The 21,584-nt window shown below is 71.9% G+C and carries 22 protein-coding genes and 1 tRNA gene; 15 read left to right on the top strand and 8 right to left on the bottom strand.

What is annotated here, in order from left to right:
- The first annotated feature begins 113 nt into the window (after nucleotides 1-113).
- The 3 genes from ACWDY5_RS11335 (at nucleotide 114) to ACWDY5_RS11325 (ending at nucleotide 2,817) form a co-directional block, all read left to right on the top strand.
- Nucleotides 114-371 (top strand): hypothetical protein, encoded by a 258-nt coding sequence (locus tag ACWDY5_RS11335; RefSeq protein WP_252486297.1) that lies wholly within the window; start codon nucleotides 114-116, stop codon nucleotides 369-371.
- A gap of 109 nt (nucleotides 372-480) precedes the next feature.
- A complete protein-coding gene (locus ACWDY5_RS11330) occupies nucleotides 481-1,155 on the top strand; it encodes a Crp/Fnr family transcriptional regulator (protein WP_252486275.1) in 675 nt (224 codons plus the stop codon).
- Nucleotides 1,156-1,554: 399 nt separating this feature from the next.
- Nucleotides 1,555-2,817 (top strand): MFS transporter, encoded by a 1,263-nt coding sequence (locus tag ACWDY5_RS11325; RefSeq protein ID WP_449722121.1) that lies wholly within the window; start codon nucleotides 1,555-1,557, stop codon nucleotides 2,815-2,817.
- Nucleotide 2,818: 1 nt separating this feature from the next.
- Here the strand turns inward: ACWDY5_RS11325 and ACWDY5_RS11320 are convergent, their stop codons facing one another.
- Complete coding sequence (locus ACWDY5_RS11320) at nucleotides 2,819-3,430, bottom strand: hypothetical protein (protein WP_449722120.1); 612 nt, start codon at nucleotides 3,428-3,430, stop codon at nucleotides 2,819-2,821.
- A 74-nt stretch (nucleotides 3,431-3,504) separates the two neighbouring features.
- On the opposite strand from ACWDY5_RS11320, the gene dnaN reads away from it, so the two are divergent.
- Nucleotides 3,505-4,611 (top strand): DNA polymerase III subunit beta, encoded by a 1,107-nt coding sequence (gene dnaN, locus ACWDY5_RS11315; protein WP_449722119.1) that lies wholly within the window; start codon nucleotides 3,505-3,507, stop codon nucleotides 4,609-4,611.
- Here the strand turns inward: dnaN and ACWDY5_RS11310 are convergent.
- Both ACWDY5_RS11310 and ACWDY5_RS11305 read right to left on the bottom strand, forming a co-directional pair.
- The gene (locus ACWDY5_RS11310; RefSeq protein ID WP_449722118.1) at nucleotides 4,608-5,387 is read right to left on the bottom strand and encodes an MBL fold metallo-hydrolase; all 780 of its coding nucleotides are present in this window, start codon (nucleotides 5,385-5,387) and stop codon (nucleotides 4,608-4,610) included. The two genes, dnaN and ACWDY5_RS11310, sit on opposite strands and share 4 nt — an antisense overlap.
- Nucleotides 5,384-6,214, bottom strand: a complete 831-nt coding sequence (locus ACWDY5_RS11305; RefSeq protein WP_449722117.1) for an NUDIX hydrolase — start codon at nucleotides 6,212-6,214, stop codon at nucleotides 5,384-5,386. The genes ACWDY5_RS11310 and ACWDY5_RS11305 overlap by 4 nt, the downstream gene beginning before the upstream one ends.
- A 32-nt stretch (nucleotides 6,215-6,246) precedes the next feature.
- Between ACWDY5_RS11305 and ACWDY5_RS11300 the strand changes: the two genes are divergently transcribed.
- From ACWDY5_RS11300 to ACWDY5_RS11290, 3 genes are read left to right on the top strand one after another with little or no spacing between them, the layout of a single operon-like run.
- A complete protein-coding gene (locus tag ACWDY5_RS11300; protein ID WP_449722116.1) occupies nucleotides 6,247-6,684 on the top strand; it encodes a hypothetical protein in 438 nt (145 codons plus the stop codon).
- A gap of 19 nt (nucleotides 6,685-6,703) precedes the next feature.
- Nucleotides 6,704-7,600 carry a Gfo/Idh/MocA family protein gene (locus ACWDY5_RS11295; protein ID WP_449722115.1) on the top strand — a complete coding sequence of 299 codons (897 nt, stop codon included), beginning with the start codon at nucleotides 6,704-6,706 and terminating at the stop codon, nucleotides 7,598-7,600.
- 28 nt (nucleotides 7,601-7,628) lie between these two features.
- A complete protein-coding gene (locus tag ACWDY5_RS11290) occupies nucleotides 7,629-8,849 on the top strand; it encodes a hypothetical protein (protein WP_449722114.1) in 1,221 nt (406 codons plus the stop codon).
- A 41-nt stretch (nucleotides 8,850-8,890) separates the two neighbouring features.
- On the opposite strand, the gene ACWDY5_RS11285 is transcribed toward ACWDY5_RS11290, so the two are convergent.
- Both ACWDY5_RS11285 and ACWDY5_RS11280 read right to left on the bottom strand, forming a co-directional pair.
- The gene (locus ACWDY5_RS11285; protein ID WP_449722113.1) at nucleotides 8,891-9,349 is read right to left on the bottom strand and encodes a RidA family protein; all 459 of its coding nucleotides are present in this window, start codon (nucleotides 9,347-9,349) and stop codon (nucleotides 8,891-8,893) included.
- Between the two features lie 2 nt (nucleotides 9,350-9,351).
- A complete protein-coding gene (locus ACWDY5_RS11280; protein ID WP_185001230.1) occupies nucleotides 9,352-9,510 on the bottom strand; it encodes a DUF4177 domain-containing protein in 159 nt (52 codons plus the stop codon).
- 53 nt (nucleotides 9,511-9,563) lie between these two features.
- Between ACWDY5_RS11280 and ACWDY5_RS11275 the strand changes: the two genes are divergently transcribed.
- The 3 genes from ACWDY5_RS11275 to ACWDY5_RS11265 are packed head-to-tail and all read left to right on the top strand — an operon-like array spanning nucleotide 9,564 to nucleotide 11,983.
- A complete protein-coding gene (locus ACWDY5_RS11275) occupies nucleotides 9,564-9,815 on the top strand; it encodes a hypothetical protein (RefSeq protein WP_283662549.1) in 252 nt (83 codons plus the stop codon).
- Between the two features lie 42 nt (nucleotides 9,816-9,857).
- On the top strand, nucleotides 9,858-10,847 hold the full coding sequence (locus ACWDY5_RS11270) for an ArsA-related P-loop ATPase (protein ID WP_449722292.1): 990 nt from the start codon (nucleotides 9,858-9,860) through the stop codon (nucleotides 10,845-10,847).
- Nucleotides 10,844-11,983 (top strand): ArsA family ATPase, encoded by a 1,140-nt coding sequence (locus tag ACWDY5_RS11265; protein WP_449722112.1) that lies wholly within the window; start codon nucleotides 10,844-10,846, stop codon nucleotides 11,981-11,983. The genes ACWDY5_RS11270 and ACWDY5_RS11265 overlap by 4 nt, the downstream gene beginning before the upstream one ends.
- Nucleotides 11,984-12,017: 34 nt before the next feature.
- On the opposite strand, the gene ACWDY5_RS11260 is transcribed toward ACWDY5_RS11265, so the two are convergent.
- On the bottom strand, nucleotides 12,018-12,344 hold the full coding sequence (locus ACWDY5_RS11260) for a WhiB family transcriptional regulator (RefSeq protein WP_252486264.1): 327 nt from the start codon (nucleotides 12,342-12,344) through the stop codon (nucleotides 12,018-12,020).
- A 303-nt stretch (nucleotides 12,345-12,647) separates the two neighbouring features.
- Here ACWDY5_RS11260 and ACWDY5_RS11255 point away from each other — a divergent pair, with 303 nt between their 5' ends.
- The gene (locus tag ACWDY5_RS11255; protein WP_449722111.1) at nucleotides 12,648-15,002 is read left to right on the top strand and encodes a transglycosylase domain-containing protein; all 2,355 of its coding nucleotides are present in this window, start codon (nucleotides 12,648-12,650) and stop codon (nucleotides 15,000-15,002) included.
- Nucleotides 15,003-15,069: 67 nt separating this feature from the next.
- Here ACWDY5_RS11255 and ACWDY5_RS11250 read toward each other — a convergent pair whose 3' ends face one another.
- Complete coding sequence (locus ACWDY5_RS11250; protein ID WP_449722110.1) at nucleotides 15,070-15,540, bottom strand: GatB/YqeY domain-containing protein; 471 nt, start codon at nucleotides 15,538-15,540, stop codon at nucleotides 15,070-15,072.
- Between the two features lie 68 nt (nucleotides 15,541-15,608).
- Here ACWDY5_RS11250 and ACWDY5_RS11245 point away from each other — a divergent pair, with 68 nt between their 5' ends.
- The 4 genes from ACWDY5_RS11245 to ACWDY5_RS11230 all read left to right on the top strand — a co-directional run bounded on the left by ACWDY5_RS11245 (nucleotide 15,609) and on the right by ACWDY5_RS11230 (nucleotide 20,990).
- Nucleotides 15,609-16,562: a metallophosphoesterase gene (locus ACWDY5_RS11245; protein WP_449722291.1), complete on the top strand. Its 954-nt coding sequence runs from the start codon at nucleotides 15,609-15,611 to the stop codon at nucleotides 16,560-16,562.
- A gap of 22 nt (nucleotides 16,563-16,584) precedes the next feature.
- Nucleotides 16,585-16,661: transfer RNA gene (locus ACWDY5_RS11240), tRNA-Pro, on the top strand.
- 131 nt (nucleotides 16,662-16,792) lie between these two features.
- The gene (locus tag ACWDY5_RS11235) at nucleotides 16,793-19,144 is read left to right on the top strand and encodes a penicillin acylase family protein (RefSeq protein ID WP_449722109.1); all 2,352 of its coding nucleotides are present in this window, start codon (nucleotides 16,793-16,795) and stop codon (nucleotides 19,142-19,144) included.
- A gap of 19 nt (nucleotides 19,145-19,163) precedes the next feature.
- Nucleotides 19,164-20,990: a prolyl oligopeptidase family serine peptidase gene (locus ACWDY5_RS11230; RefSeq protein WP_449722108.1), complete on the top strand. Its 1,827-nt coding sequence runs from the start codon at nucleotides 19,164-19,166 to the stop codon at nucleotides 20,988-20,990.
- Between the two features lie 58 nt (nucleotides 20,991-21,048).
- On the opposite strand, the gene ACWDY5_RS11225 is transcribed toward ACWDY5_RS11230, so the two are convergent.
- Entirely contained in the window at nucleotides 21,049-21,525 is a 477-nt protein-coding gene (locus tag ACWDY5_RS11225) for a Dps family protein (protein ID WP_449722107.1), read from the bottom strand.
- Nucleotides 21,526-21,584: the final 59 nt, after the last annotated feature.

Genomic DNA, 21,584 nt, shown 5'->3' with positions numbered 1-21,584 from the left:
GGGAAACCTCTGCTGCCACCCCATCAGCCTACGGACTGCACACGAAGGTGTTTACGTCCGTGGGGGACCCCGGTGACGCTTACGGAGGGTGTATGGGCCACTATCGGCTCATCATGGCTGCCTGGTTTGTACTCGTCGTTCCGCTGATGGTGATGTTCTTCGCGCTGTTCATGGAGCGCGTGGAAGACCGGCTGCGGCATGTTGCCGTGCAAGAGGACGAGGTCGAGGAGTTTCTGGAGAAGGCCCGTCCGGATGAGGTGCGTGCCCTGTACGGGCACGGCATCGGCCGGGCGCTGGAACTTTTCCGGCTCCGGAGACTCGGCGGACGGGGGGCCCAGCGACGGCCACGCCGTGTCCGTAGCCGACCCTAGCCGGATGACGTCCTAGACTGCTCGGAGTGATCGGCGGCACGTCGTCGTGGCCCGCTCCAGTGGCTTCGGCGAGAACATGTGACCGTCGCGTCTCGACAGGAGGGACGAGGTGGACGAGACCCTGGCCCGCGCGGGCATCTTCCAGGGCGTGGATCAGGCTGCCGCTGAGGCGCTGGCCAGTTCTTTGGAGGCTGTGGACTTCCCGCGCAGCCATGTGATCTTCGCGGAAGGAGAGCCCGGCGACCGGCTGTACATCCTGCAGTCGGGAAAGGTGAAGCTCGGGCGCAAGTCGCCGGACGGCAGGGAGAACCTGCTGGCCATCATGGGGCCTTCCGACATGTTCGGCGAGATGTCCATCTTCGATCCGGGACCGAGGACTTCCACGGCCACCACGGTGACCGAGGTGCGTGCGCTGACCATGGATCGGCCTGCGCTCCGCGAGTGGATCAACAAACGGCCAGAGATCGCGGAGCAGCTGCTCCGGGTGCTGGCCAGAAGGCTGCGCCGGACGAACAACATGCTGGCCGACCTGATCTTCACCGATGTGCCCGGCCGGGTTGCCAAGGCGTTGTTGCAGTTCGCGCAGCGTTTCGGCAGCCAGGAGGGTGGCCTGTTGCGGGTCACCCACGACCTGACACAGGAGGAGATCGCGCAGTTCGTCGGCGCCTCACGGGAGACCGTGAACAAGGCGCTGGCCGACTTCGCCCACCGTGGCTGGTTGCGGCTGGAGGGCAAGAGCGTGCTGATCCTGGACCCGGAGCGGATGGCGCGCCGGGCGCGGTAGCACTTCAGAGAACGCAAGACACAAGAGGAGGCTGGACGCCGCCCCCGACGCGGCGCGCCAGCCTCCTTTTGGTGCGTGGCCAATCCCCCGACCAGCCACGCGGTCCCTTGGCCCGGCCCCGAACCGGTCACCGAGGGAACTTTTTCAAGTTCGATTGTGAAGCATGTGCCTGTTAGATGCCTGAGCAGCCCTGTTATGACGGGCACAGCGCCAACAGTGCGTCTTCCAGCAGTTTTGTTCAAGCGCTGTCACCCTCAAGGACGGCGAAGTCCCTGCCGGAGTTGCGTGGATTCACCCGAAACCCGGACGTTCGTTACAACATCGTGACTCAGCGTGTCGTGACCAACCGCACCGGAAAATAACTGGTACCCGCGTACCAGAGCTGACAGACTGGTACACATGTCCCAGTCTGTGTCTTTCGCGTCCTACCGCGCGGCCCTGAGCACCCCGGCAGCCCGCCTCCCGGTGCTGGCCGCGCTGCTCGGGCGCCTCCCGGTCGCGATGGTCGGGCTGGCGCTCATGCTCTACGTCCGGCAGGCCACCGGCTCCTTCGCCGCGGCCGGCCTGGTCTCCGCCTCCGCGCTGACCGGCGCCGCGATCGGCTCGGTGGTCCAGGGCCGCCTGGTCGACCGGTTCGGCCCGACCCGCCCGCTGCTCATCGCGGCCGCGCTGCTCGCCCTGTTCACCACCATGGGCGTGACCGCGGTGGAGGCGGGCGCGCCGGTGTGGCTGCTGATGCCGATCGCGCTCGCGCTCGGCGTGAGCCAGCCCTCGGTCAGCTCCTCCTCGCGGAGCCTGTGGAGCAGGCTGCTGCCGCCGGGCCCGGCCCGGCAGGCCGCCTACTCCTACGAGGCGATCAGCATGGAGGTCTTCTTCATCCTCGGCCCGGCCATCGCCGGTCTGCTCATGGCGCTGCCGTGGGCGGGCACCGGCGTGGTGATCGGCGCGGGCTCGATGGTCATCGGCGCGGTCGGCTTCGCGCTCACCCCGGCCGTGCGGGCCTGGCGTCAGAACACCGAGCCCCGGGCCGGCACCGGCCTGTTCGGCGTGCTCAACCCCGGCATGCGCACGGTGGCGCTGGCCGCCTTCGGCTTCGGCGTGACCATCGGTTTCGTCGAGATCGCGGTCCCGGCGGCGGTCACCGCGGCCGGTCACCCCAGCTCGGTGGGCGGCATGCTGCTGAGCCTGTGGTCGGTCAGCTCGGTGGTCGCCGGCGTGCTCTACGGCCTGCGCCCGGTGCCGCGGCCGATGTACCTGCGGCTGCCGGTGCTGCTCGGCGCGTTCTCGCTGCTGATCCTGCTGCTGGTCTGGCAGACCTCGCTGGCCGGGCTGGCCATCGCGCTGCTGGTGGTCGGCACCCTGATCACCCCGCAGGCCACCGCGCACTCCCTGGCGGTGGACGAGGTCGCCCCCGCGGGCAGCTCCACCGAGGCCTTCGGCTGGGTGATCACCTCGGTGACGCTGGGCCTGGCCGCCGGTCAGTCGGTCAGCGGCCAGCTGATCGAGCTCTCCGGCCCGCCGCTGGCCTTCGCCGCGGCGACCGTGGCCGGTCTGCTGCTGGCCGGTGGCGTGTGGCTGCGGCGGCGCACCGTGCGGGACGCGCTGCCCTCGGTCTCGCCCGCGGACTGCGCGGTCCCGGCCGAGGTCGCCGTCACCCGCTGAGTCACCTGCGCAGCACCGGGCGGAGCCAGGCCACCTGGGCTCCCCCGGTCTGCGCGGAGACGTGCAGGGAGAACTTCTTGCCCGGCGCGACCGGCGCGGTGATCTCCTCGGTCCGGCCCTTGGCCACCCGCTTGCCGGTCACCGGCTTGCCCGCCTCATCCAGCAGCTCGAACAGGACCGGGCCCTCGTGGTCACTGCGGTCGTCGACGGCCAGCTGCGCGTGGAAGCCGCGGTAGTCCGCCGGCGCCTGGTAGTGCTGCACGTACAGCACGCCCGACTGCACGTAGTTCTGGCTGAGCGCCTCGCCGACCACCTGACCGGAGACCTTGGCCGGTTCCTTGGTGAAGGGCCCGCTGCTGAGCGGTTCCAGCTCCAACAGGCTCAGCTCGCCCTGCTGGCCGCGGGACCCGCCCGCGTTCGCCACCGCGGTCCCGCTCGGCGTGAGGTAGACCGTCTCCGTCTTGACCGTCTCGCCACCCGGCTTGAGCAGGCCGGTCAGCAGGCCGCCGCCGGTGGTGATGATCGTGCCCAGCAGCGCCCCCGCCGTGGTCAGGATGGCCACCGTGATCGCCGGTTCGCGCTTCTTCCGCCCCGGCTGACTCTCCTCCCCCATGCGGGCCAGTGTAATAAGTTGATCACTCTGCGTGCTCGCCCAAAAGTGTCGGTGCCGGGGCATAGCGTGCGCGCATGTCCCTGGACCTGACCGCGACCACCGCCGCGCTGGCCGCCGCCACCGCCGACCTGTCCCGGCTGCTGCCCGGCCGCACCCTCGACCCGGTGCTGGCCGGGCTGTTGCTGACCGCGGACGCCACCGGCGTGACGCTGGCCGGCACCGACCGGGAGCGCGGGGTGCGGCTGCACGCCGAGGCCGTGGCGCACACCGACGGGCAGGTGCTGGTGCCGGCGAAGCCGCTGGCCGAGACGCTGGCCGCGCTGGACTCGCCCGATGTGCGGCTGGTGGTGGAGGGCAGCAGGCTGGCCATCCGCACGCCCGGCGGCCGGTTCGCGCTGCCGCTGCTGGCCGCGGACAGCCATCCTGGCGTGCCCGCGCCGCCCGCCGCGGCGGGCAGTGTGCGCGGGGCGGACCTGCACGCGGCGGTGCTGCCGGTGGCCTCGGCGGCCAGCCGGGACGACGCGCTGCCGGTGTTCACCGGGGTGCGGCTGCGCGCGAAGGCCGGGCGGCTGGTGGCGGTGGCAACCGACCGGTACCGGATGGCGGCGGCCGATCTGCCCTGGATCGCGGTGGATGAGGACCTGGACGTGCTGATCCCGGCCGCGCTGTTCACCGAGGTGGCCAAGCAGGCGCGCACCGCCGAGCGGGTGACGGTGCACGCCGATGCCGACCGGGCCGCGCTGACCTGGGACTCGGCCACGGTTACCACCGCGGTGCTGGCCAGTGTGCTGCCGGATGAGGACAAGCTGTTCCCCAGCGACGTCGAGTGCTCGCTCACCCTGGACGGGGCCGCGCTGGCCGGGGCGGTGCGCCGGGTCGCGCCGTATGCCGGGGCGCGGGGCGCGGTGACCCTGGAGACCGGGGACGGCGAACTGCGGGTGCGTGGCAGCGACCCGCAGGCCGGGGAGGCCGAGGAGACGATCAAGGCCGGGCTGCACGGCAACCGGGTCAGCCGCGGCTACCAGGCGAAGTACCTGCTGGAGACCTTGCGCTGGTTCGGCGCGGACGAGGTGCGGATCGACATCCAGCCCGGCATCAGGGGCACCATGTTCAGCCACGTGACGCCGCCGGGGGCGGTGCGGCTGCGGTACCTGGTGGTGCCGCTGCGGCAGCCGAACTAACCGCGCAGGTAGGCCAGCTGGGCCAGCACCGACCACTCGGCGGCCGGCCACAGCGACTGGTCGACATCGGCGTAGACCAGCTCGACCACGGCGCGGGCGGAGGCGTCCTGGCCGAGGGTGGCCAGGGCCTGGCGGACCTGGTCCAGGCGCTGTTCGCGGTGGGTCAGGTAGTAGCTGGCGACCTGCGCCAGGTCGGGTAGCTCCGGGCCGTGCGCGGGCAGCGCCCTGGTGCCCGCGGGCAGGGTGATCAGGCGGCGCAGGGTGTCCAGGTACGGGCCGAGCTGGCCGTCCGGGTGGGCCACGATGGTGGTGCCCCGGCCCAGGACGGTATCGCCGGTGAGCATGGCGCCGTCGTCCTCGACGAGCACGCAGACCGAGTCGGCGGTGTGGCCGGGGGTGGCCCAGATCCGCAGGCGCAGACCCGCGGCCTCGATGAGCTGGCCGTCCACCAGGTCGCCGCCGCCGTTGTGCCGGTGCGCGGGGGTGACCGCGTGGGTGGGCGCGCCGGTCAGCTCGGCGAAGCGGGCCGCGCCGTCGGTGTGGTCGCCGTGGTGGTGGGTGATGATCACCTGCGAGACCGGCCCGTGCGCGGCCACTTTGGTCAGGTGGTCCTCGTCGAGTGGGCCGGGGTCGACCACCACGCACTCGGCGGTGCCGGGGGCGCGCAGCAGCCAGGTGTTGGTGCCGTCCAGGGTCATCACGTTCGGGTTGGGCGCGAGCAGCACGGCCGCGTTCGCGGTGACCTGGCGCAGCGTGCCGTAAGCCGGGTGGGTCACGATGCCTCCGGGTAGTCGGCGTCGCCGGGCAGCGCCACGTGCAGGTTCCCGTTGCGGCGCACCACCCTGGGCGTGATCTTGGTGATGGCGCGCTCGACGGCCAGCAGCTCGCGCACGCTGCGGTGCTCGGCCAGCTGGGACAGGGTCACCCAGGTCGGCGGCATCAGGCCGCTGCGCCCGGCGGCCCAGTCGGCGATGGCGTCCTCGGGGCGCTGCCAGGCGGCGTGGTCGGCCTCGGTGGTGGTGCCGTCGGCGCGCTGGCCGGTGGGCAGCGCGGCCAGGAAGAACCGGGTGTCGTAGCGGCGCGGCTCCTCCGGCGGGGTGACCCAGTTGCCCAGCGGCCGCAGCAGGTCGGCGCGCAGCACCAGCCCGGTCTCGGTGAGGAACTCCGCCAGCGACAGCTTGCGCTCCACCAGGTCCTGCCGGGCGTCTGCGTAGGGGGTGGCGTCGGCGACCACGCTGTCCGCGTTCGGCCCGGCCAGCAGCACCCCGGCCTCCTCGAAGGTCTCCCGGACCGCCGCGCACACCAGCGCCCGCGCCAGCTCGGCGGAACAGCCGAACTTGCGCGCCCACCAGGCCGGGGTCGGCCCGGCCCAGGCCACCGAGGTGTCCGCGTCCCGCTTGTCCACCCCGCCGCCGGGGAAGACGGTCATGCCACCGGCGAAGGCCATGCCGAGCACCCGGCGCAGCAGGAACACCTCCGGGCCGCCCTCGGTGTCCCTGACCAGGGCCACGGTCGCCGAGTCACGGGGCTCGGCCGGCGGCTGGGGAGCCTGCACCGGCACAAATCCCTCCGGCAGGACCATGTCCTCTGGCAGCTGCGGCATGTGATCCAGAGTAGGGGTGCAGGATGTCGGTTGTGAGTGTGCCGAACGTCCCATCCCCGCCGCGGTGGCGCGGCGCGGGCTGCCTGCTCAAGCTGAGCCTGGTGCTGGCCGGTGCGGTGCTGGGCACCGTGCTGACCGTGGTGGTCACGCTCGCGCTGCTGCTGCCGGTGCGCACCACGGTGCAGCTCCAGTCGCCGCCGACCGCGGTGGCCGCCGCCGGGGGCTACGAGGGCCACGCGCTGGCGGTCAAGCGGGTCGGCACCCTGGTCTCCGGTGGCCGGTCGTTCGAAATGTGGCTGGGGCGCAGGGACGGCGACGAGGTGCCGCGCGGGCACGTGGTCGAGGTGCCCCAGGGCTGGCGGACCGACGTCGGGCTGACCGTGCGGTGGGCCAGGGAGGCGGTGCGGCTGGAGTTCGCCGAGGGCGGCCGGATCGAAGTTCCGGTGAGGGTGTTCCGCGACTCGCGGTGAAACCCGGCAGGATGTGCCCGTGGACGAACAGCTGAAGATCGGCTTGGTCGGCGCGGGTCCATGGGCGCGGGCCGTGCACGCGCCAGGAATCGCGGATCACCCTGGCACCCGGCTGGCCGCGGTGTGGGCCCGGCGGCGGGCGGCGGCCAAGGAGCTCGCCGAGCCGCACGGCGCGCGGATCGCGGACTCCTTCGACGAACTTCTGTCCACTGTGGACGCTGTCGCGTTCGCGGTGCCACCGGCGGTGCAGGGCGAGCTGGCGCTCCAGGCGGCCAGGGCGGGCAAGCACCTGATCCTGGAGAAGCCGTTGGCGGGCAACGTCGAACAGGCCCAGCGGCTGGCCGAGGAGGTGACCGGGCGCGGGCTGGCCTCGCTGCTGCTGCTCACCAGGCGCTACTCCCCCGAGGTCCGCAACTGGCTGGCCGAGCTGCACCGGCTGGGCGGCTGGACCGGCGGCTCGGTGCGCTGGCTGACCGGCGCGGTGCTCGGCGGCCCCTACTCGGCCTCGCCGTGGCGGCACAGCGACGGCGCGGTGCTGGACATCGGCCCGCACGCCATCGACCTGCTGGACGCCGCGCTCGGTCCGGTCGAGCAGGTCATCGCCGCGCACCGCGGCCAGGACGACCTGTGCCACCTGGTGCTCGGCCACGACGGCGGCGCGAGCAGCACGCTCACCCTGTCCCTGCGGCTGCCGATCCAGCCCAGCGTGGTCGACATCGCGGTCTACGGGCAGCACGGGCACCGGGCGCTGGGCAGCGGCGAGTTCAGCGCGCAGGACTGCTTCACCGCGCTGCTGGACGAGTTCCTGGCGCTGATCGACTGCGGCGCCACCGAGCACCCGTGCGACGTGCGCAGGGGACTGCACCTGCAACGGGTGCTCGACGACATCGTCGGCCGCGCCGGGTGGGTCGCCTGACACCGTGACGGCCCAACCGACAGACCCGATGGCGAGTCCGCTGTTCGCCTACCACATCGACCCGGAAACCCTGTGGGAACGCTCGGACGACCCGGCCGCGCTGACCGCCTGGCTGGACCGGGCCGCCGCGCAGCCGGTGCCGGGCAACCCGGCGGTGGCCCGCCAGCACCACACCATGATCGGGGTGGCCGCGCGCATCCTGCGCCGTCTCGACCTGGCCGAGCGGCACCTGTCCACCGCGCTGCGGCTGGCCGAGGAGCACGGCCCGGCCGCCTCGGAGGTGCTGGCGCGCAGCAGGCTGGCGCACGTGTTCCAGTGGCAGGGCCGCTTCGCCGAGGCGATGGCCGAGTTCGACCGCTGCCTGGTCGACGGCAGCCGCACGCCGGAGCTGGGCACGCACTTCCACTTCATCTTCCAGCACGCCGGGCAGTGCTACTACGACGCGGGCGAGTGGGCCGCGGCCCGGCACTGCTTCGCCACCGCGCTGCGGCTGCGCGGCGGCGGGGCCGAGCCGGGCGACCCGCAGCTGTGGGCCTGGGAGGCCACCGACGCGGTGCTCACCGCGCGGGCGGTGCACCGGCAGCTGAACCGGCTGCTCACCGCGATCTACCAGGCCGCGGCCGAGGGCGGCGGGGCCGCGGTGACCGCCGAGCACGGGCTGCCCGACGGCGGGGAGCTGCTGCTGGAGCTGCGCACCCTGCTGCTGGCCGGGCCGGTGCTGCTGCCGGTGGCGCACGCGGTGCACCCGCGGACGCCGGACCTGGAGGCGGTGCTGGACGAGCTGGCCGCGCAGGGCTGGCTGTGCCGGCAGGGCCGGGCGGTGCTGGCCGCGCCGCGCTGCGTGGCGATGCTGCGCGAGGTGGTGGAGGTGGTGGACCGGACCGCGGCCGAGCTGTGGCCGGAGCCGGAGCTCGCGCTGTCCCTGGTGGAGCTGGTGGTGGGCGGCGCGGTCGGCACCTCCGACGGCGCGGCCTTCGACGCCTGGGTGGGCGCCCGCTCGGCGCGCACGGCGCCGGCCCGGCTGGTCGACGGGCTGTGCGCGCTGCGTTACCACCGGGTGGACACGCACACCGCGGCGGCCGGCGCGGAGGGGCTCAGCGCGGCGCAGGCGGCCGCGTTGCCCGGCGAGGACCCGGTGAAGCAGCGGATCGACACCCGCGCGGACCGGATGGCCGCCCGGCCCTACCGGCTACTGGCCCAGGAGCAGCGGTCCGCGCTGGTGGACGCGCTGGCCGCACTGCCGAGCTGAGGTGGGACCCGCCGCCACCGGTGTGGCGGCGGGTCAGCGGATCAGGCGATCTCGACGATCAGTTCGACCTCGACCGGCGCGCCGAGCGGCAGCTCGGACACCCCGACCGCGGCCCTGGCGTGCACCCCTGCCTCGCCGAAGACCTCGCCGAGCAGCTCGGAGGCCCCGTTGATCACCGCGGGCTGGCCGGTGAAGCCGTCCGCGGAGGCCACGTAGCCGACCACCTTGACCACCTGGGCGATCGAGTCCAGCCCGACCAGCGCGTCGATGGCGGCCAGGCCGTTGAGCACGCAGGTGCGCGCGTGCCGCTTGGCCTCCTCCGGGCTGACCTCGGCGCCGACCTTGCCGGTCGCGGCCAGCGCGCCGGCCACGATGGGCAGCTGGCCCGAGGTGTAGACGTGCGCACCGCTGCGCACGGCGGGCACGTAGGCGGCCACCGGGGCGGCCACCGCGGGCAGCTCGATGCCCAGTTCGACCAGTCGCTGCTTCCAGCCGGCCATGCTCAGTTGCCCTTCGGGCGCTTCAGGAAGGCGATCAGCTGCTCACCGGTGGGTCCCGGCTGCACAGACACCAGCTCCCAGCCGTCCTCGCCCCACTGGTCGAGGATCTGCTTGGTCGCGTGGGTCAGCAGCGGAACCGTGGCGTACTCCCACTTCGTCATGACGCAGAGCCTAGTGCGGGACGATCTGTTGCCTGACGGGATACCGTGATCAGGTGGAGACTTGGCGCATCACCGCGACCGTCCTGTTCATCGTGGGCGGCCTCATCCTCACCCTGGTCGCCATGGCGCAGGTCAGGGACCGGAAGCGGACCACGCACGCGGCCGTGGTGCAGGCCGGGCTGATTTCGGTGGCGGTGGTCGCCGGGCTGGCCCTGCTGGTGGCCTTCGCGCTGCCCTCCACCTGGGCCTGGGCGCTGGTGGCGGCCGAGGCCATCGCCGTGCTTTTCCTCATGCTCGCGGGCTAGAAGCCGCACGCGCGCGCCTGCCGACCTAGGCTGATCACTGTGATGGCCTGGACCGAGGAGCTCAGCCGCGCCCGGTTGCACATAGTCACCGGCAAGGGCGGCACCGGCAAGACCACGATCGCCGCCGCGCTGGCGCTCGCGCTGGCCACCGGCGGGCGGCGGGTGCTGCTGGTGGAGGTGGAGGGCAGGCAGGGCATCGCCCAGGTCTTCGACCACGCGCCGCTGCCCTACTCCGAGGAGCGGATCGCGGCCGCGCCCGGTGGCGGCGAGGTGCGGGCGCTGGCGGTGGACGCCGAGGCGGCGCTGCTGGAGTACCTGTCCATGTTCTACAACCTGGGTTTCGCCGGGCGGACGCTGCGCCGGATGGGCGCGGTGGAGTTCGCCACCACGCTCGCGCCCGGCCTGCGGGACGTGCTGCTCACCGGCAAGATCAAGGAGTGCGTCGGCCGCACCGGCGAGCGCGGGCGGCACGAGTACGACGCGGTGGTGGTGGACGCGCCGCCGACCGGCCGGGTGGTCAAGTTCCTGGACGTGACCAGGGCGATGGCCGATCTGGCCAAGGTCGGTCCGATCCGCAACCAGAGCGAGGGCGTGATCCGGCTGCTGCACTCCGGGGACACCGCGGTGCACCTGGTGACCCTGCTGGAGGAGATGCCGGTGCGGGAGACCATGGACGCGGTCGGCGAGCTGGACGCCGCCGACCTCCGGCCCGGCGCGGTGATCATGAACAGGGTGCGCCCGCCCCGGCTGCCCGCGCGCTCGGTCGGCGCCGCGGCCGGTGGCCGGGTGGACGCGGCCCGGATCAAGTCGGGACTGCTCGCGGCCGGCCTGAACCTGGACGAGGCCATTGTGGACGGTCTGGTGGACGAGACGGTGGAGCACGCGATCCGGGTGCGGGCCGAGCTCAGCGCCCGCAACCAGCTGGCCGAGGTGGACCTGCCGGTGGTCGAGCTGCCCGACCTCACCGACGGGGTGGACACCGCGGGGCTGTACGAGCTGAGCGAGCTGCTGATCGAGCAGGGGGTCCGGTGAACGCCCGTCCGCCGTTGCTGGACATCGACGACCTGCTGGACGACGCGCAGACCAAGGTGGTGGTGTGCTGCGGCTCCGGCGGGGTCGGCAAGACCACCACCGCGGCGGCGCTGGCCCTGCGCGCGGCCGAGCGCGGCCGCCGCACCGTGGTGCTCACCATCGACCCGGCGCGCAGGCTGGCCCAGTCCCTCGGCCTGACCGAGCTGGGCAACCACCCGCGCGAGGTGACCGTGGTGGACCGTCCGGAAGGGACGGAGGGCTCGCTGCACGCGATGATGCTGGACATGCGGCGCACCTTCGACGAGATGGTGCTCTCCCACGCCGGGCCGGACCGGGCCGAGCAGATCCTGCGCAATCCCTTCTACCAGACCATTTCCTCCTCGTTCTCCGGCACCCAGGAGTACATGGCGATGGAGAAGCTGGGGCAGCTGGCGCACACCGGCGAGTGGGACCTGGTGGTGGTGGACACCCCGCCGAGCCGGTCCGCGCTGGACTTCCTGGACGCGCCGCAGCGGCTGTCCACGGTGCTCGACGGCAAGATCATCCGAATGCTGTCCGCACCGGCCCGCGCCGGCGGGCGGGGCATCCGGCGGCTGGTCGGCGCGGGCTTCGGGCTGTTCACCAAGGTGATCTCGACGATCATCGGCGGGCAGCTGCTCAACGACGCCTCGGCGTTCGTGCAGGCCTTCGACAGCATGTTCGGGGGCTTCCGGCAGCGCGCGCAGGCCACCTACGAGCTGCTCCGCTCGCCGGGCACCGCGTTCCTGGTGGTGGCCGCGCCGGAGCCGGACGCGCTGCGCGAGGCCTCCTACTTCGTGGACCGCCTCGCCGGTGAGGGCATGCCGCTGGCCGGGCTGGTCGCCAACCGGACCCACCCGGTGTTCGCCGACCTGCCCAGCTCGCGCGCGCTCGCCGCGGCCGAGGACCTCGAACGCGCCGGTTCGGCGCCGCTGGCCGCGGCCGTGCTGCGGTTGCACGCGGACCGGGTGGCCGTAGCGGAGCGTGAGCGAAGGCTGCTCGCTCGCTTCACCAAGGCTCACCCGGGCGTGGCGATGATCGGGGTGCCCGCGCTGCCGGCCGATGTGCACGACATCGACGGACTGCGTGAGATCGGCGCCCGGCTGGCCGGTCGGTGACTGGAGGGTCGGTGACCGGCGAACCGGGAGACGATCAGCCGGGCAGGCCCACGCGGTAGTCGGCTTCCTCGACCTCGTCGAAGTCAAGGTGTTTGCGGCGGGCGGACTCCAGCAGCTCCGCCCAGGACACGACGTCCGGACGGCGGCGGAGCAGAGCACGGCGCTCCCGCTCGGTCATGCCACCCCAGACACCGAACTCGATTCGACTGTCCAGCGCCTCGGCCAGGCATTCCGTCCGCACGGGGCACCCCATGCACACGAGCTTGGCCTTGCGCTGCTCTGCACCTCGGACGAAAAGCTGGTCCGGGTCCTCATCCCTGCACGAGGCCCGCACTCGCCAGTCCCCCTGGTTGAACTCCATGTTCCCCCAGCTCCTACGCGTCGTCGCGACTACGCTCGGTGCTCCCCAGCTCCGAGGTCCGCATGAGGTGTGCCACGGGAGTGGCGCACCCGCCGGTGTGCTGTCGTTCGACGTTGACGGACTGTAGAGGGTTCTGGTTCCAGGTCCAAGACGGGTTTGCCTACCCGTTACATCCGAGCACTCGAAAGTGTGTGAATCGGGTCACCAAAATGGGTGAAGCGTACGCTGTCCCGCGTGGGCGTGCGGGCGGCTTTGGTCAAGTTGTTGGGGCTATGTGTGCTGGCTGGAGTGCTACTCGCCGGCATGTTGTTTCCTGCGGTGGGCGCGCTGGGGGTGGTCTCCAACCGGGCTAGTGACACAGTCGACAGCATCTCCTCAGATCTGGTCCAGAAGGACCCGCCGCTGCTGACCACCGTGCTCGACGCCCAGGGCAACCAGATCGCCTACCTGTTCGACCAGTACCGGGTGCTCGCCGGGCCGGAGAAGATCGCGGACACCATGAAGGCCGCGATCGTGTCCATTGAGGACCAGCGCTTCTACGACCACGAGGGCGTGGACTGGCGCGGCGCGATGCGCGCGCTGGTGACCAACACGGTGGAGGGCAAGGTCGCCCAGGGCGGCTCGACCCTTACCCAGCAGTACGTGAAGAACTACCTGATGCACGTGGTGGCCACGAACAAGGTCGAGCAGGCCAAGGCGCAGGAGCAGACCCCGGCCCGCAAGCTGCGCGAGATGCGCATCGCGCTGCAGCTGGAGCGCAAGCTCACCAAGGACGAGATCCTCACCAGGTACCTCAACATCGTGCCCTTCGGCGCTAACACCTACGGGGTGGCCGCGGCGGCCAAGACCTACTTCGACACCACCCCGGACAAGCTCACCATCGCCCAGGCCGCGCTGCTGGCCGGCATGGTCAACGAGCCCAGCGGCCTGAACCCCAAGCGCAACCCCGAGGCCGCGCTGACCAGGCGGAACCTGGTGATCGGCGAGATGGGGCGGCAGGGCCGGATCCCGGTGGACGTGGCCGAGACGGCCAAGAAGGAGCCGCTGGGCACCAGCCCGGACTTCCGCAACCCGCCCTACGGCTGCATCGGCGCCGGCCCGGACAACGGGTTCTTCTGCAAGTACGTCATCGACTACCTGAGCAAGGTCGGGTACTCCGAGGACACGTTGAAGCGCGGCGGTTTCACCATCAAGACCACCCTGGACCCCAGGGTCACCCAGGCCTCGAAGAAGGCAGTGCAGGGCCGGGTGCCCAAGGACGCCAACGGGGTGGCCAACACGATGGCCGTGGTGCAGCCGGGCAAGGACAAGCACAAGGTGCTGGCCCTGGTGGCCAACCGGGACTACGGCCTGGACCAGGACAAGGGGCAGACCACCTACGCGCTGCCCAGCGCGGCGGCGAACAAGTTCGGCGCGGGCTCGATCTACAAGATCTTCACCGCGGCCGCGGCGCTGGAGCGCGGCATGGGCATCAACAACACCATCGACACCCCGACCTCCTACACCTCCAAGGTGTTCAAGGGCGGCGCCACCCGCTGCCCGCCGGCCGGTGGCGGTGAGCGCTGGTACTGCCTGAGCAACGCCGGGGACAGCTACCCGCCCCAGATGACCCTGCAGACCGCGCTGGCCACCTCGCCAAACACCGGGTTCGTCATCCTGGAGGAGCGGGTGGGCATGGGCCCGGTGGTCGACATGGCCAGCAGGCTGGGGCTGCGGGAGACCATGCAGCTCAACGTGGCCGGGGTGAAGCCGGACACCAAGTCCAAACGGGACGATCTGAACCGCTCGCAGTCGGACTACTGGCGCAACAACAAGGGCGCGTTCACCCTCGGCCCGGCCGCGGTGAGCACGCTGGAGCTGGCCAACGTGTCCGCGACGATGATCAGCGGCGGCGTGTGGTGCCCGCCGAGCCCGATCGAGCAGGTGCTGGACCGCAACGGCAAGTCGCTCCAGCTCAACGAGGCCCCGTGTGAGCAGGCGGTGCCGGAGGGCCTGGCCAATGGCATGGTGCAGGGGCTGAGCAAGGACGACCTGCCCGGTGGCACCGCGGCCGGCGCGCGGCCCAAGGAGTGGAACCGGCCGATGCTGGGCAAGACCGGCACCACCCAGGACCACAAGTCCGCCGGGTTCGTCGGCGCCACCCCGCAGTACGCGGGCGCGGTGCTGACCTTCAACGACGGCAACCGGCCGCAGGTGATCTGCAAGGGCAACCCGCCCCGGCTCTGCGGCGGCAACACCAACGGCGGCATCTTCGGCTCCTCGGTGTCCGCGCCGACCTGGTTCGACGCGATGGCCGCCATCCACGGCGACCAGCCGGTGCAGCAGCTGCCCGGCGCGGATCCGCGCTACCTCAACGGCGGCGACGAGGCCAAGGTGCCCAACGTGGTGGGCATGATGGTCAACGAGGCCACCTCGAAGCTCCAGTCCGCCGGGTACAAGGTGACCACCCAGAACCGCAACGGGGCCCAGCCCAAGGGCACCGTGATCGGGCAGAACCCGCGCGGCGCCGCGCTGCCGGGGGAGACGATCACGCTGTGGGTGAGCACCGGCGTGGTGCCGCCGCCCACCGGCACCACCGAGCCGCCGCCCGGTGAGACGGAACCGCCGCCCACCGGCGGCATCACCATCGATCCGGTCGAGCCGACCGGCGGCGGTTGACCAAGGCGCACAAGCGAAACGGGGTCCGTCCACTGTGGACGGACCCCGTGCTGTGTCTCAGGTGGGCTCAGCCGAGCAGGCTGGCCTTCACCAGCGCGGCCACCCGGCCGCCCTCGGCGCGGCCGGCCACCTTCGCGTTGGCCGCCTTCATGACCTGGCCCATCTGCTTGGGGCCGGGCTTCTCGCCCAGCTGCGCGGTGAGCTCGGTCACCGCCTGGCCGACCAGCTCGGTCAGCTCCTCGTCGGTGAGCTGCGCGGGCAGGTAGGCCGAGAGCACCTCGCCCTCGGCGCGCTCGGCGGCGGCCTGCTCGGCCCGCCCGGCGCCGGCGAAGGCCTCGGCGGCCTCCTTGCGCTTCTTCACCTCGCGGGCGAGCACCTTGCGCACCTCGTCGTCGGTCAGCTCCCTGGCGGCCTTGCCGGAGACCTCCTCGGTGGTGATCGCCGCGAGCGCCATCCGCAGCGACGCCACCACCAGGGTTTCCTTCTGCTTGATCGCCGCGGCCAGATCGGCCTGTAGTTTCGCCTTCAGCTCCGCCATGACCAGGCAGGTTACTCCTGCGAAAAAGCCACCACGGCGCATTACGTACCCTGGTAAGGGTGAACAACCTGGGTCGGATCCTGCTCGGCACCGCGGCGCTCGGCACGGCGGCGCTCGGTTACGCCACGGCCATCGAGCGCCGGATGTGGACGCTGCGGCACGCGACGCTCCCGGTGCTCGCCGACAACGCCCGCCCGCTGCGCCTGCTGCACATCTCGGACCTGCACATGCTGCCGGGCCAGCAGTCCAAGCAGCGCTGGGTGGCCGCACTGGCCGAGCTGGAGCCCGACCTGGTGGTCAACACCGGCGACAACCTGGCCCACCCCAAGGCGGTGCCCGCGGTGCTGCGCGCGCTGGGCCCGCTACTGGACCTGCCCGGCCTGTTCGTCTGGGGCAGCAACGACTACTACGGGCCGAGGCCGAAGAACCCGGCCCGCTACCTGCTGCCCGCCAGCAAGACCAAGCGCGTGCACGGCGTCCCGCTGCCCTGGCGCGACCTGCGCGCCGCGCTGACCGAACGCGGCTGGCAGGACCTCACCCACGTCCGCCGCAACCTGACCATCGCCGGCCTGACCATCCAGGCCGCCGGCGTGGACGACCCGCACCTGCACCGCGACCAGTACAGCGAGATCGCGGGCAGGCCGGACCACCACACCGACCTGCGCCTTGGCCTGACCCACTCGCCGGAACCGCACGTGCTGGACGCCTTCGCCGAGGACGGCTACGACCTGGTCATGGCCGGTCACACCCACGGCGGCCAGCTCTGCGTGCCCGGCTACGGCGCCCTGGTCACCAACTGCGGCCTGGACCGCTCCAGGGTCAAGGGCGCCTCCCGCTGGGGCGAGCGCACCTGGCTGCACGTCTCGGCCGGCCTGGGCACCTCGCCGTACGCGCCGGTGCGGTTCGCCTGCCCGCCGGAGGCGAGCCTGTTGACGCTGGTGCCGCGGTCGGCGGAGACCGACCCGAGCCTGCTCAGGGCCGGTGGGAACCCCCGATTCGGAGTACGGGCGAACATCCGCTAGTATTTCTCTCGTTCCGCTTAATCGGGGTGTGGCGCAGCTTGGTAGCGCGCTTCGTTCGGGACGAAGAGGTCGCAGGTTCAAATCCTGTCACCCCGACCACATTTTGGGTCGCCATCGAGAACATTCGGTGGCGGCCCAAAGTCGTTTCCGGGTGCTGAGCCGAATGACTCCGGGGTCACCTAGGTGGTTCTCCTGGTGTGCGGCGCCGGCAAGATCGGTTGACTGCCTCCATGCGAAGAAGACTTGTACTGGGGGCGGTTGTCACCGCGCTGGCGAGCACCGTGCTGGTGACGCCCGCAGTGGCGGAACCGGAGCTGGCTTTGCGGGATGGGCAGCGGTATGCGGCGGTGATCCAGCGGACCGAGTACGGGGTGCCGCACATCACCGGGGTGGACATGGGGTCGGCTGGTTACGGGTTCGGCTACGCCTACGCGCAGGACAACCTGTGCCTGATGACCGACTACGTGACCACGCTGGCCGGGGAGCGGGCGGCGCACTTCGGGCCCGACGGGCGGGTGAACACCGGGGCCGGGAGCTTCACCAACCTGGAGAGCGACCTCTACTTCCGGGCGTTCAACGACTCCGGGCGACTGGAGCGGCTGCTGGCGGCGCCGGGTGGGCCGTCGGTGGAGGCCAGGGAGACCGTGCGCGGGTATGTGGCCGGGTTCAACCGGCGGTTGCGGGAGAGCGGGGTGGCGCGGTTGCCCGATCCAACCTGCCGGGGCAAGGGATGGGTGCGGCCGCTGACCGAGCTGGATGTGTGGCGCAACGTCTACGACACCAGTCAGCTGACCGGGGTGTCCTCCTTCGCCGGGCAGATCGCGAACGCGAAACCGCCTGTGGGCCAAGGGAATCCGGGGGTGCCCGCGGCGGCGGAGATGCAGCCGGTGGGCAGCAACGCGTGGGGGCTGGGGCGGGCGGCGACCCGGGACGGCAGCGGGATGCTGCTGGCGAACCCGCACTTCCCGTGGGCCGGTCCGAAACGGCTGTACCAGGCGCAGTTGACCGTACCGGGCAAGCTCAACGTGGCCGGTGCGGCGTTGAGCGGGTTGCCGATGATCGCGTTGGGGCACAACGAGTCCATGGCGTGGACGCACACCGTGTCCTTCGCCAAGCGGTTCACCATGTTCGAGCTGAAGCTGGCGCCCGGTGACCCGACTTCCTATGTGGTGGACGGGAAGACCGAGCCGATGACCCGGCAGGCCGTGCGGGTCCAGGTGCGTGGCGCGGACGGCGCGCTGTCCACTGTGGAGCGTGTGCTGTACCGGTCCCGGTACGGGCCGGTGCTCGCCGACGGGTGGACCGGCAGCTCGGCTTTCGCGGTGCGCGGGTCCAATGAGGACAACATGCGGGCGGTGGACCAGGAGCTGGCGCTGGGCCGGGCCAAGGACGTGGCCGGGGTGCGGGAGGCGCTGCACCGGGTGCAGGGGTCCTCGTTCATCAACACCATCGCCGCGGACAGCAAGGGCGAGAGCTACTACACCGACGCCTCGCTGGTGCCGCACGTCACCGACGAGCACGCCCAGCGCTGCGTGGACACCCCGGCGGGGCGGGCCGCCTATCCCAACCGGGTGATCCTCAACGGCTCGCGGGCCGAGTGCGGCTGGGGCAGTGATCCGGACGCGGTGGCGCCGGGGGTGTTCGGGCCGAAGCAGCAGCCCGCGCAGCAGCGTGCGGACTACGTGCACAACTCCAACGAGTCGGCCTGGCTGACCAACGCCACCGCGCCGCTGACCGGCTACCCGCGGATGTACGGCGAGCAGGCCGGCCCCCGTTCGCCGCGGGACCGGCTGTCCCACCTGATGGTGGAGCAGCGGCGCAACGGCACGGACGGGTTCGGTCCGGCCGGGTTCGACCTGCCGAGCCTGCAGCAGACCATGCTGGGCAACCGGGCGCTCACCGGTGAGCTGTTCCGGGACGCGGTGGTCGGGCTGATCGAGGCCAACCCGGTGCTGACCGCCTCCGACGGCGCCCAGGTGGACGTGCGCGCGGCCGGGGCGGTGCTGGCCAAGTGGGATCTGCGGATGGACACCGGCAGCCAGGGCTCGGTGCTGTGGCGGGAGGTCTACGCGGGGATCGTGCCGCTGCGGAACAAGTTCGCGGTGCCCTTCGACCCGAAGGACCCGGTGCGCACCCCGCACACGCTCAACACCGCCGAACCCAAGGTCAAGACGGCCATCGCGGACGGGGTGCAGCGGCTGACCGGGCTCGGCCTGCCGCTGACGCTGGAGCTCGGCAAGGCGCAGCGGGACATCCCCTCGCGCAAGCTGCTGCCGATCCAGGGCTGCACCGGCTTCGAGGGCTGCTTCAACGTGACCGAGCCGACCACCACCAAGCTCCAGGCGGACGGCACGTACGGGAAGGTCGAGATGGGGTCCAGCTTCATCATGGCTGTTCAGCTGGGTAAGAACGGGCCGCGCACGCAGACCGTGCTGACCTACTCGCAGGCGGCGGACCCCACCTCGCCGCACCACTTCGACCAGACCGAGCTGTACGTGCGCAAGGGCTGGGTGCCGGAGCGGTTCACGCGAACGGAGATCCTGAAGGCGCCGGGGCTGCGGACCGACGTCATCGCGGAGTAGCGGTATCTAGGATCGGGGTGTGAGCCAGCATCCGACCGCACAGGTCCCCGACCAGCTCTTCCCCGATCCGGTGGCCGAGGCGAGGTGGCGAGCCCGGTTCGCGGCACCCAGGGTGTCGCGGCCGGGCTGGGCCGAGGACGCGCCGCAGCGCAGCCTCTACCTCTCCAACCTCGGCGGCGTGTGGGAGGTCTACGCCTGGGACCGGGACAGCGACACGCACCGGCAGGTGACCGACCGCAAGAACGGGACCACCAGCGCCACGCTCACCCCCGACGGCGAGTACATCTGGTGGTTCGCCGACACCGACGGCGACGAGTTCGGCCACTGGGTCAGCGAGCCCTACGGCGGCGGCGCGGCGCCGGTGCCCGCGCTGCCCGGCACCCCGGACGCCTACCCGGCCGGGCTGGCCCTGGGCAACCGGGTGGTGGCCCTGGGCACCGCCACCGACGACGGCACCACCATCTGGATCTCCAGGGACGGCGGGCCGTCGGAGATCGTGTACCAGAACGAGCACGACGGCGGGGTGGGCTCGCTGGCCAAGGACGAGACGTTCCTGGTCATCTCGCACTCCGAGCACGGCGACTCCCGGCACCCGGCACTGCGCGTGCTGCGCACCGACGACGGCAGCACGGTGGCGGAGAAGTGGGACGGCAAGGGCAAGGGCCTGGACGCGCTGGCCTTCAGCCCGGTGCCCGGCGACCAGCGGGTGCTCATCCTGCACGAGCGCCGCGGCAAGGAAGAGCTGCTGCTCTGGGACGTGGCCGCCGACACCGAGGTCGAGCTGAGCATCGACCTGCCGGGTGAGATCGTCGGCGACTGGTACCCCGACGGCAGCGCGCTGCTGATCTCGCACACCTACCAGGCCCGCAACACCCTGCACCGCTACGACCTGACCACCGGCGAACTGTCCACTGTGGACACCGCTCGGGGCGTGGTCAGCTCGGCCGAGGTGCGCCCGGACGGCACCGTGGAGTACTCCTGGTCCTTCTCCGGCCAGCCGCCCGCGGTGCGCGCGATCGGGCCGGACGGCGTGGACCGGGTGCTGCTGGAGCCGCAGGGCGAGCGGGCCCCGGAGAGCGTGCCGCTGGACGACGCGTTCGTGGAGGGTCCCGGCGGCACGGTGCACGCGCTGGTGGCCCGGCCCGAGGGCGAGGGGCCGTTCCCGACCGTGTTCGACCTGCACGGCGGGCCGCACGCGGCGGATGAGGACCGGTTCTCCGCCTACCGCGCGGCCTGGGTGGACGCCGGGTTCGCGGTGGTGCACGTCAACTACCGCGGCTCCACCGGCTACGGCTCGGTGTGGCGGGACGCGATCGAGGGCAGGCCGGGCCTGACCGAGCTGGAGGACGTGGCCGCGGTGCACGCCTGGGCGGTGGGCTCCGGCCTGGCCGACCCGGCCAAGTGCGTGGTCGCGGGTGGCTCCTGGGGCGGTTTCCTGACCCTGCTGGCCGTGGGCACCCAGCCCGAGCTGTGGGCGGCCGGGGTGGCCAGCGTGCCGGTGGCGGACTACGTGGCCGCCTACGAGGACGAGATGGAGCCGCTGCGGGCCTACGACCGGGCGCTGTTCGGCGGTTCGCCGGAGGAGCTGCCCGAGCGCTACGAGGCCTCCTCGCCGATCACCTACGTGGACAAGGTGACCGCGCCGGTGCTCGTGCTGGCCGGGGAGAACGACCCGCGCTGCCCGATCCGGCAGATCGAGAACTACCTGGACCGGCTGGCCGAGCGGGGCGCGGAGTACCGGGTCTACCGGTACAACGCGGGCCACGGCTCGCTGGTGATCGCCGAGACCACCAGGCAGACCGCGGCTGAGATCGACTTCGCCAGGCAGGTGCTGGCGGTCGGCTGAGCCCGCGCCGCGGCGGCCGCGTGATCGCGGCCGCCGCGCAGGCGCCGGCTGGTCCGGCTCAGGCGAGCTGGGCCTGCCACATCCAGTGCGCTTCCTCCAGCTTGCCGGTGATCTCGATGAACAGGTCCTGGGTGACCAGGTCGGTCTTGTCGGTGGCGTCGATCCGGGCGCGCATCCGCTGGATGAGGGTGTCCAGGGTGGTCACGATCGCGCCGATGACGTCGGTGTCCTTCTTCCAGCCGTCCGGGAAGGCGGGCACACCGGAGGTCTCGGCCACGGTGGCCACCCGGCCGTCCGGGGAGACGCCGATCGCGGAGGCGCGCTCGGCGACCTGGTCGGTGTAGTTCCTGGCGTCGGCGACCAGCTCGTCCAGCTGGAGGTGCACGTCGCGGAACTGGCGGCCGACCACGTTCCAGTGCGCCTGCTTGGCGATCAGCGACAGGTCGATCAGGTCGACCAGTGCGGCCTGCAGCACCGCCCCGGTGGCATCGCGTTCGGCCGGGCCGAGCGGGCTCTTGATCGGGCTGGTGGTCATCACGCCTCCTTGTGTGGTGGGTGCGTGATGGGGTTTTCCGCTGTTCAGGGGCGGGAAAC

The sequence above is a fragment of the Crossiella sp. NPDC003009 genome, from assembly GCF_053591555.1.
The sequence above is the reverse complement of the archived record's forward strand: the minus strand, read 5'-3'. Positions and strand labels throughout refer to the sequence as shown.

Excerpts from the sequence above, each read along its gene's own strand:
- ACWDY5_RS11325 (WP_449722121.1), top strand. The coding sequence starts at position 1,555 with ATGTCCCAGTCTGTGTCTTTCGCGTCCTACCGCGCGGCCCTGAGCACC.
- ACWDY5_RS11255 (WP_449722111.1), top strand. The coding sequence starts at position 12,648 with ATGTTGTTTCCTGCGGTGGGCGCGCTGGGGGTGGTCTCCAACCGGGCT.
- ACWDY5_RS11270 (WP_449722292.1), top strand. The coding sequence starts at position 9,858 with ATGGCCTGGACCGAGGAGCTCAGCCGCGCCCGGTTGCACATAGTCACC.
- ACWDY5_RS11260 (WP_252486264.1), bottom strand. The coding sequence starts at position 12,344 with ATGGAGTTCAACCAGGGGGACTGGCGAGTGCGGGCCTCGTGCAGGGAT.
- ACWDY5_RS11225 (WP_449722107.1), bottom strand. The coding sequence starts at position 21,525 with ATGACCACCAGCCCGATCAAGAGCCCGCTCGGCCCGGCCGAACGCGAT.
- ACWDY5_RS11335 (WP_252486297.1), top strand. The coding sequence starts at position 114 with ATGGCTGCCTGGTTTGTACTCGTCGTTCCGCTGATGGTGATGTTCTTC.
- ACWDY5_RS11305 (WP_449722117.1), bottom strand. The coding sequence starts at position 6,214 with ATGCCGCAGCTGCCAGAGGACATGGTCCTGCCGGAGGGATTTGTGCCG.
- ACWDY5_RS11320 (WP_449722120.1), bottom strand. The coding sequence starts at position 3,430 with ATGGGGGAGGAGAGTCAGCCGGGGCGGAAGAAGCGCGAACCGGCGATC.
- ACWDY5_RS11250 (WP_449722110.1), bottom strand. The coding sequence starts at position 15,540 with ATGGCGGAGCTGAAGGCGAAACTACAGGCCGATCTGGCCGCGGCGATC.
- ACWDY5_RS11280 (WP_185001230.1), bottom strand. The coding sequence starts at position 9,510 with ATGACGAAGTGGGAGTACGCCACGGTTCCGCTGCTGACCCACGCGACC.
- ACWDY5_RS11235 (WP_449722109.1), top strand. The coding sequence starts at position 16,793 with ATGCGAAGAAGACTTGTACTGGGGGCGGTTGTCACCGCGCTGGCGAGC.
- dnaN (WP_449722119.1), top strand. The coding sequence starts at position 3,505 with ATGTCCCTGGACCTGACCGCGACCACCGCCGCGCTGGCCGCCGCCACC.
- ACWDY5_RS11285 (WP_449722113.1), bottom strand. The coding sequence starts at position 9,349 with ATGGCCGGCTGGAAGCAGCGACTGGTCGAACTGGGCATCGAGCTGCCC.
- ACWDY5_RS11290 (WP_449722114.1), top strand. The coding sequence starts at position 7,629 with ATGGCGAGTCCGCTGTTCGCCTACCACATCGACCCGGAAACCCTGTGG.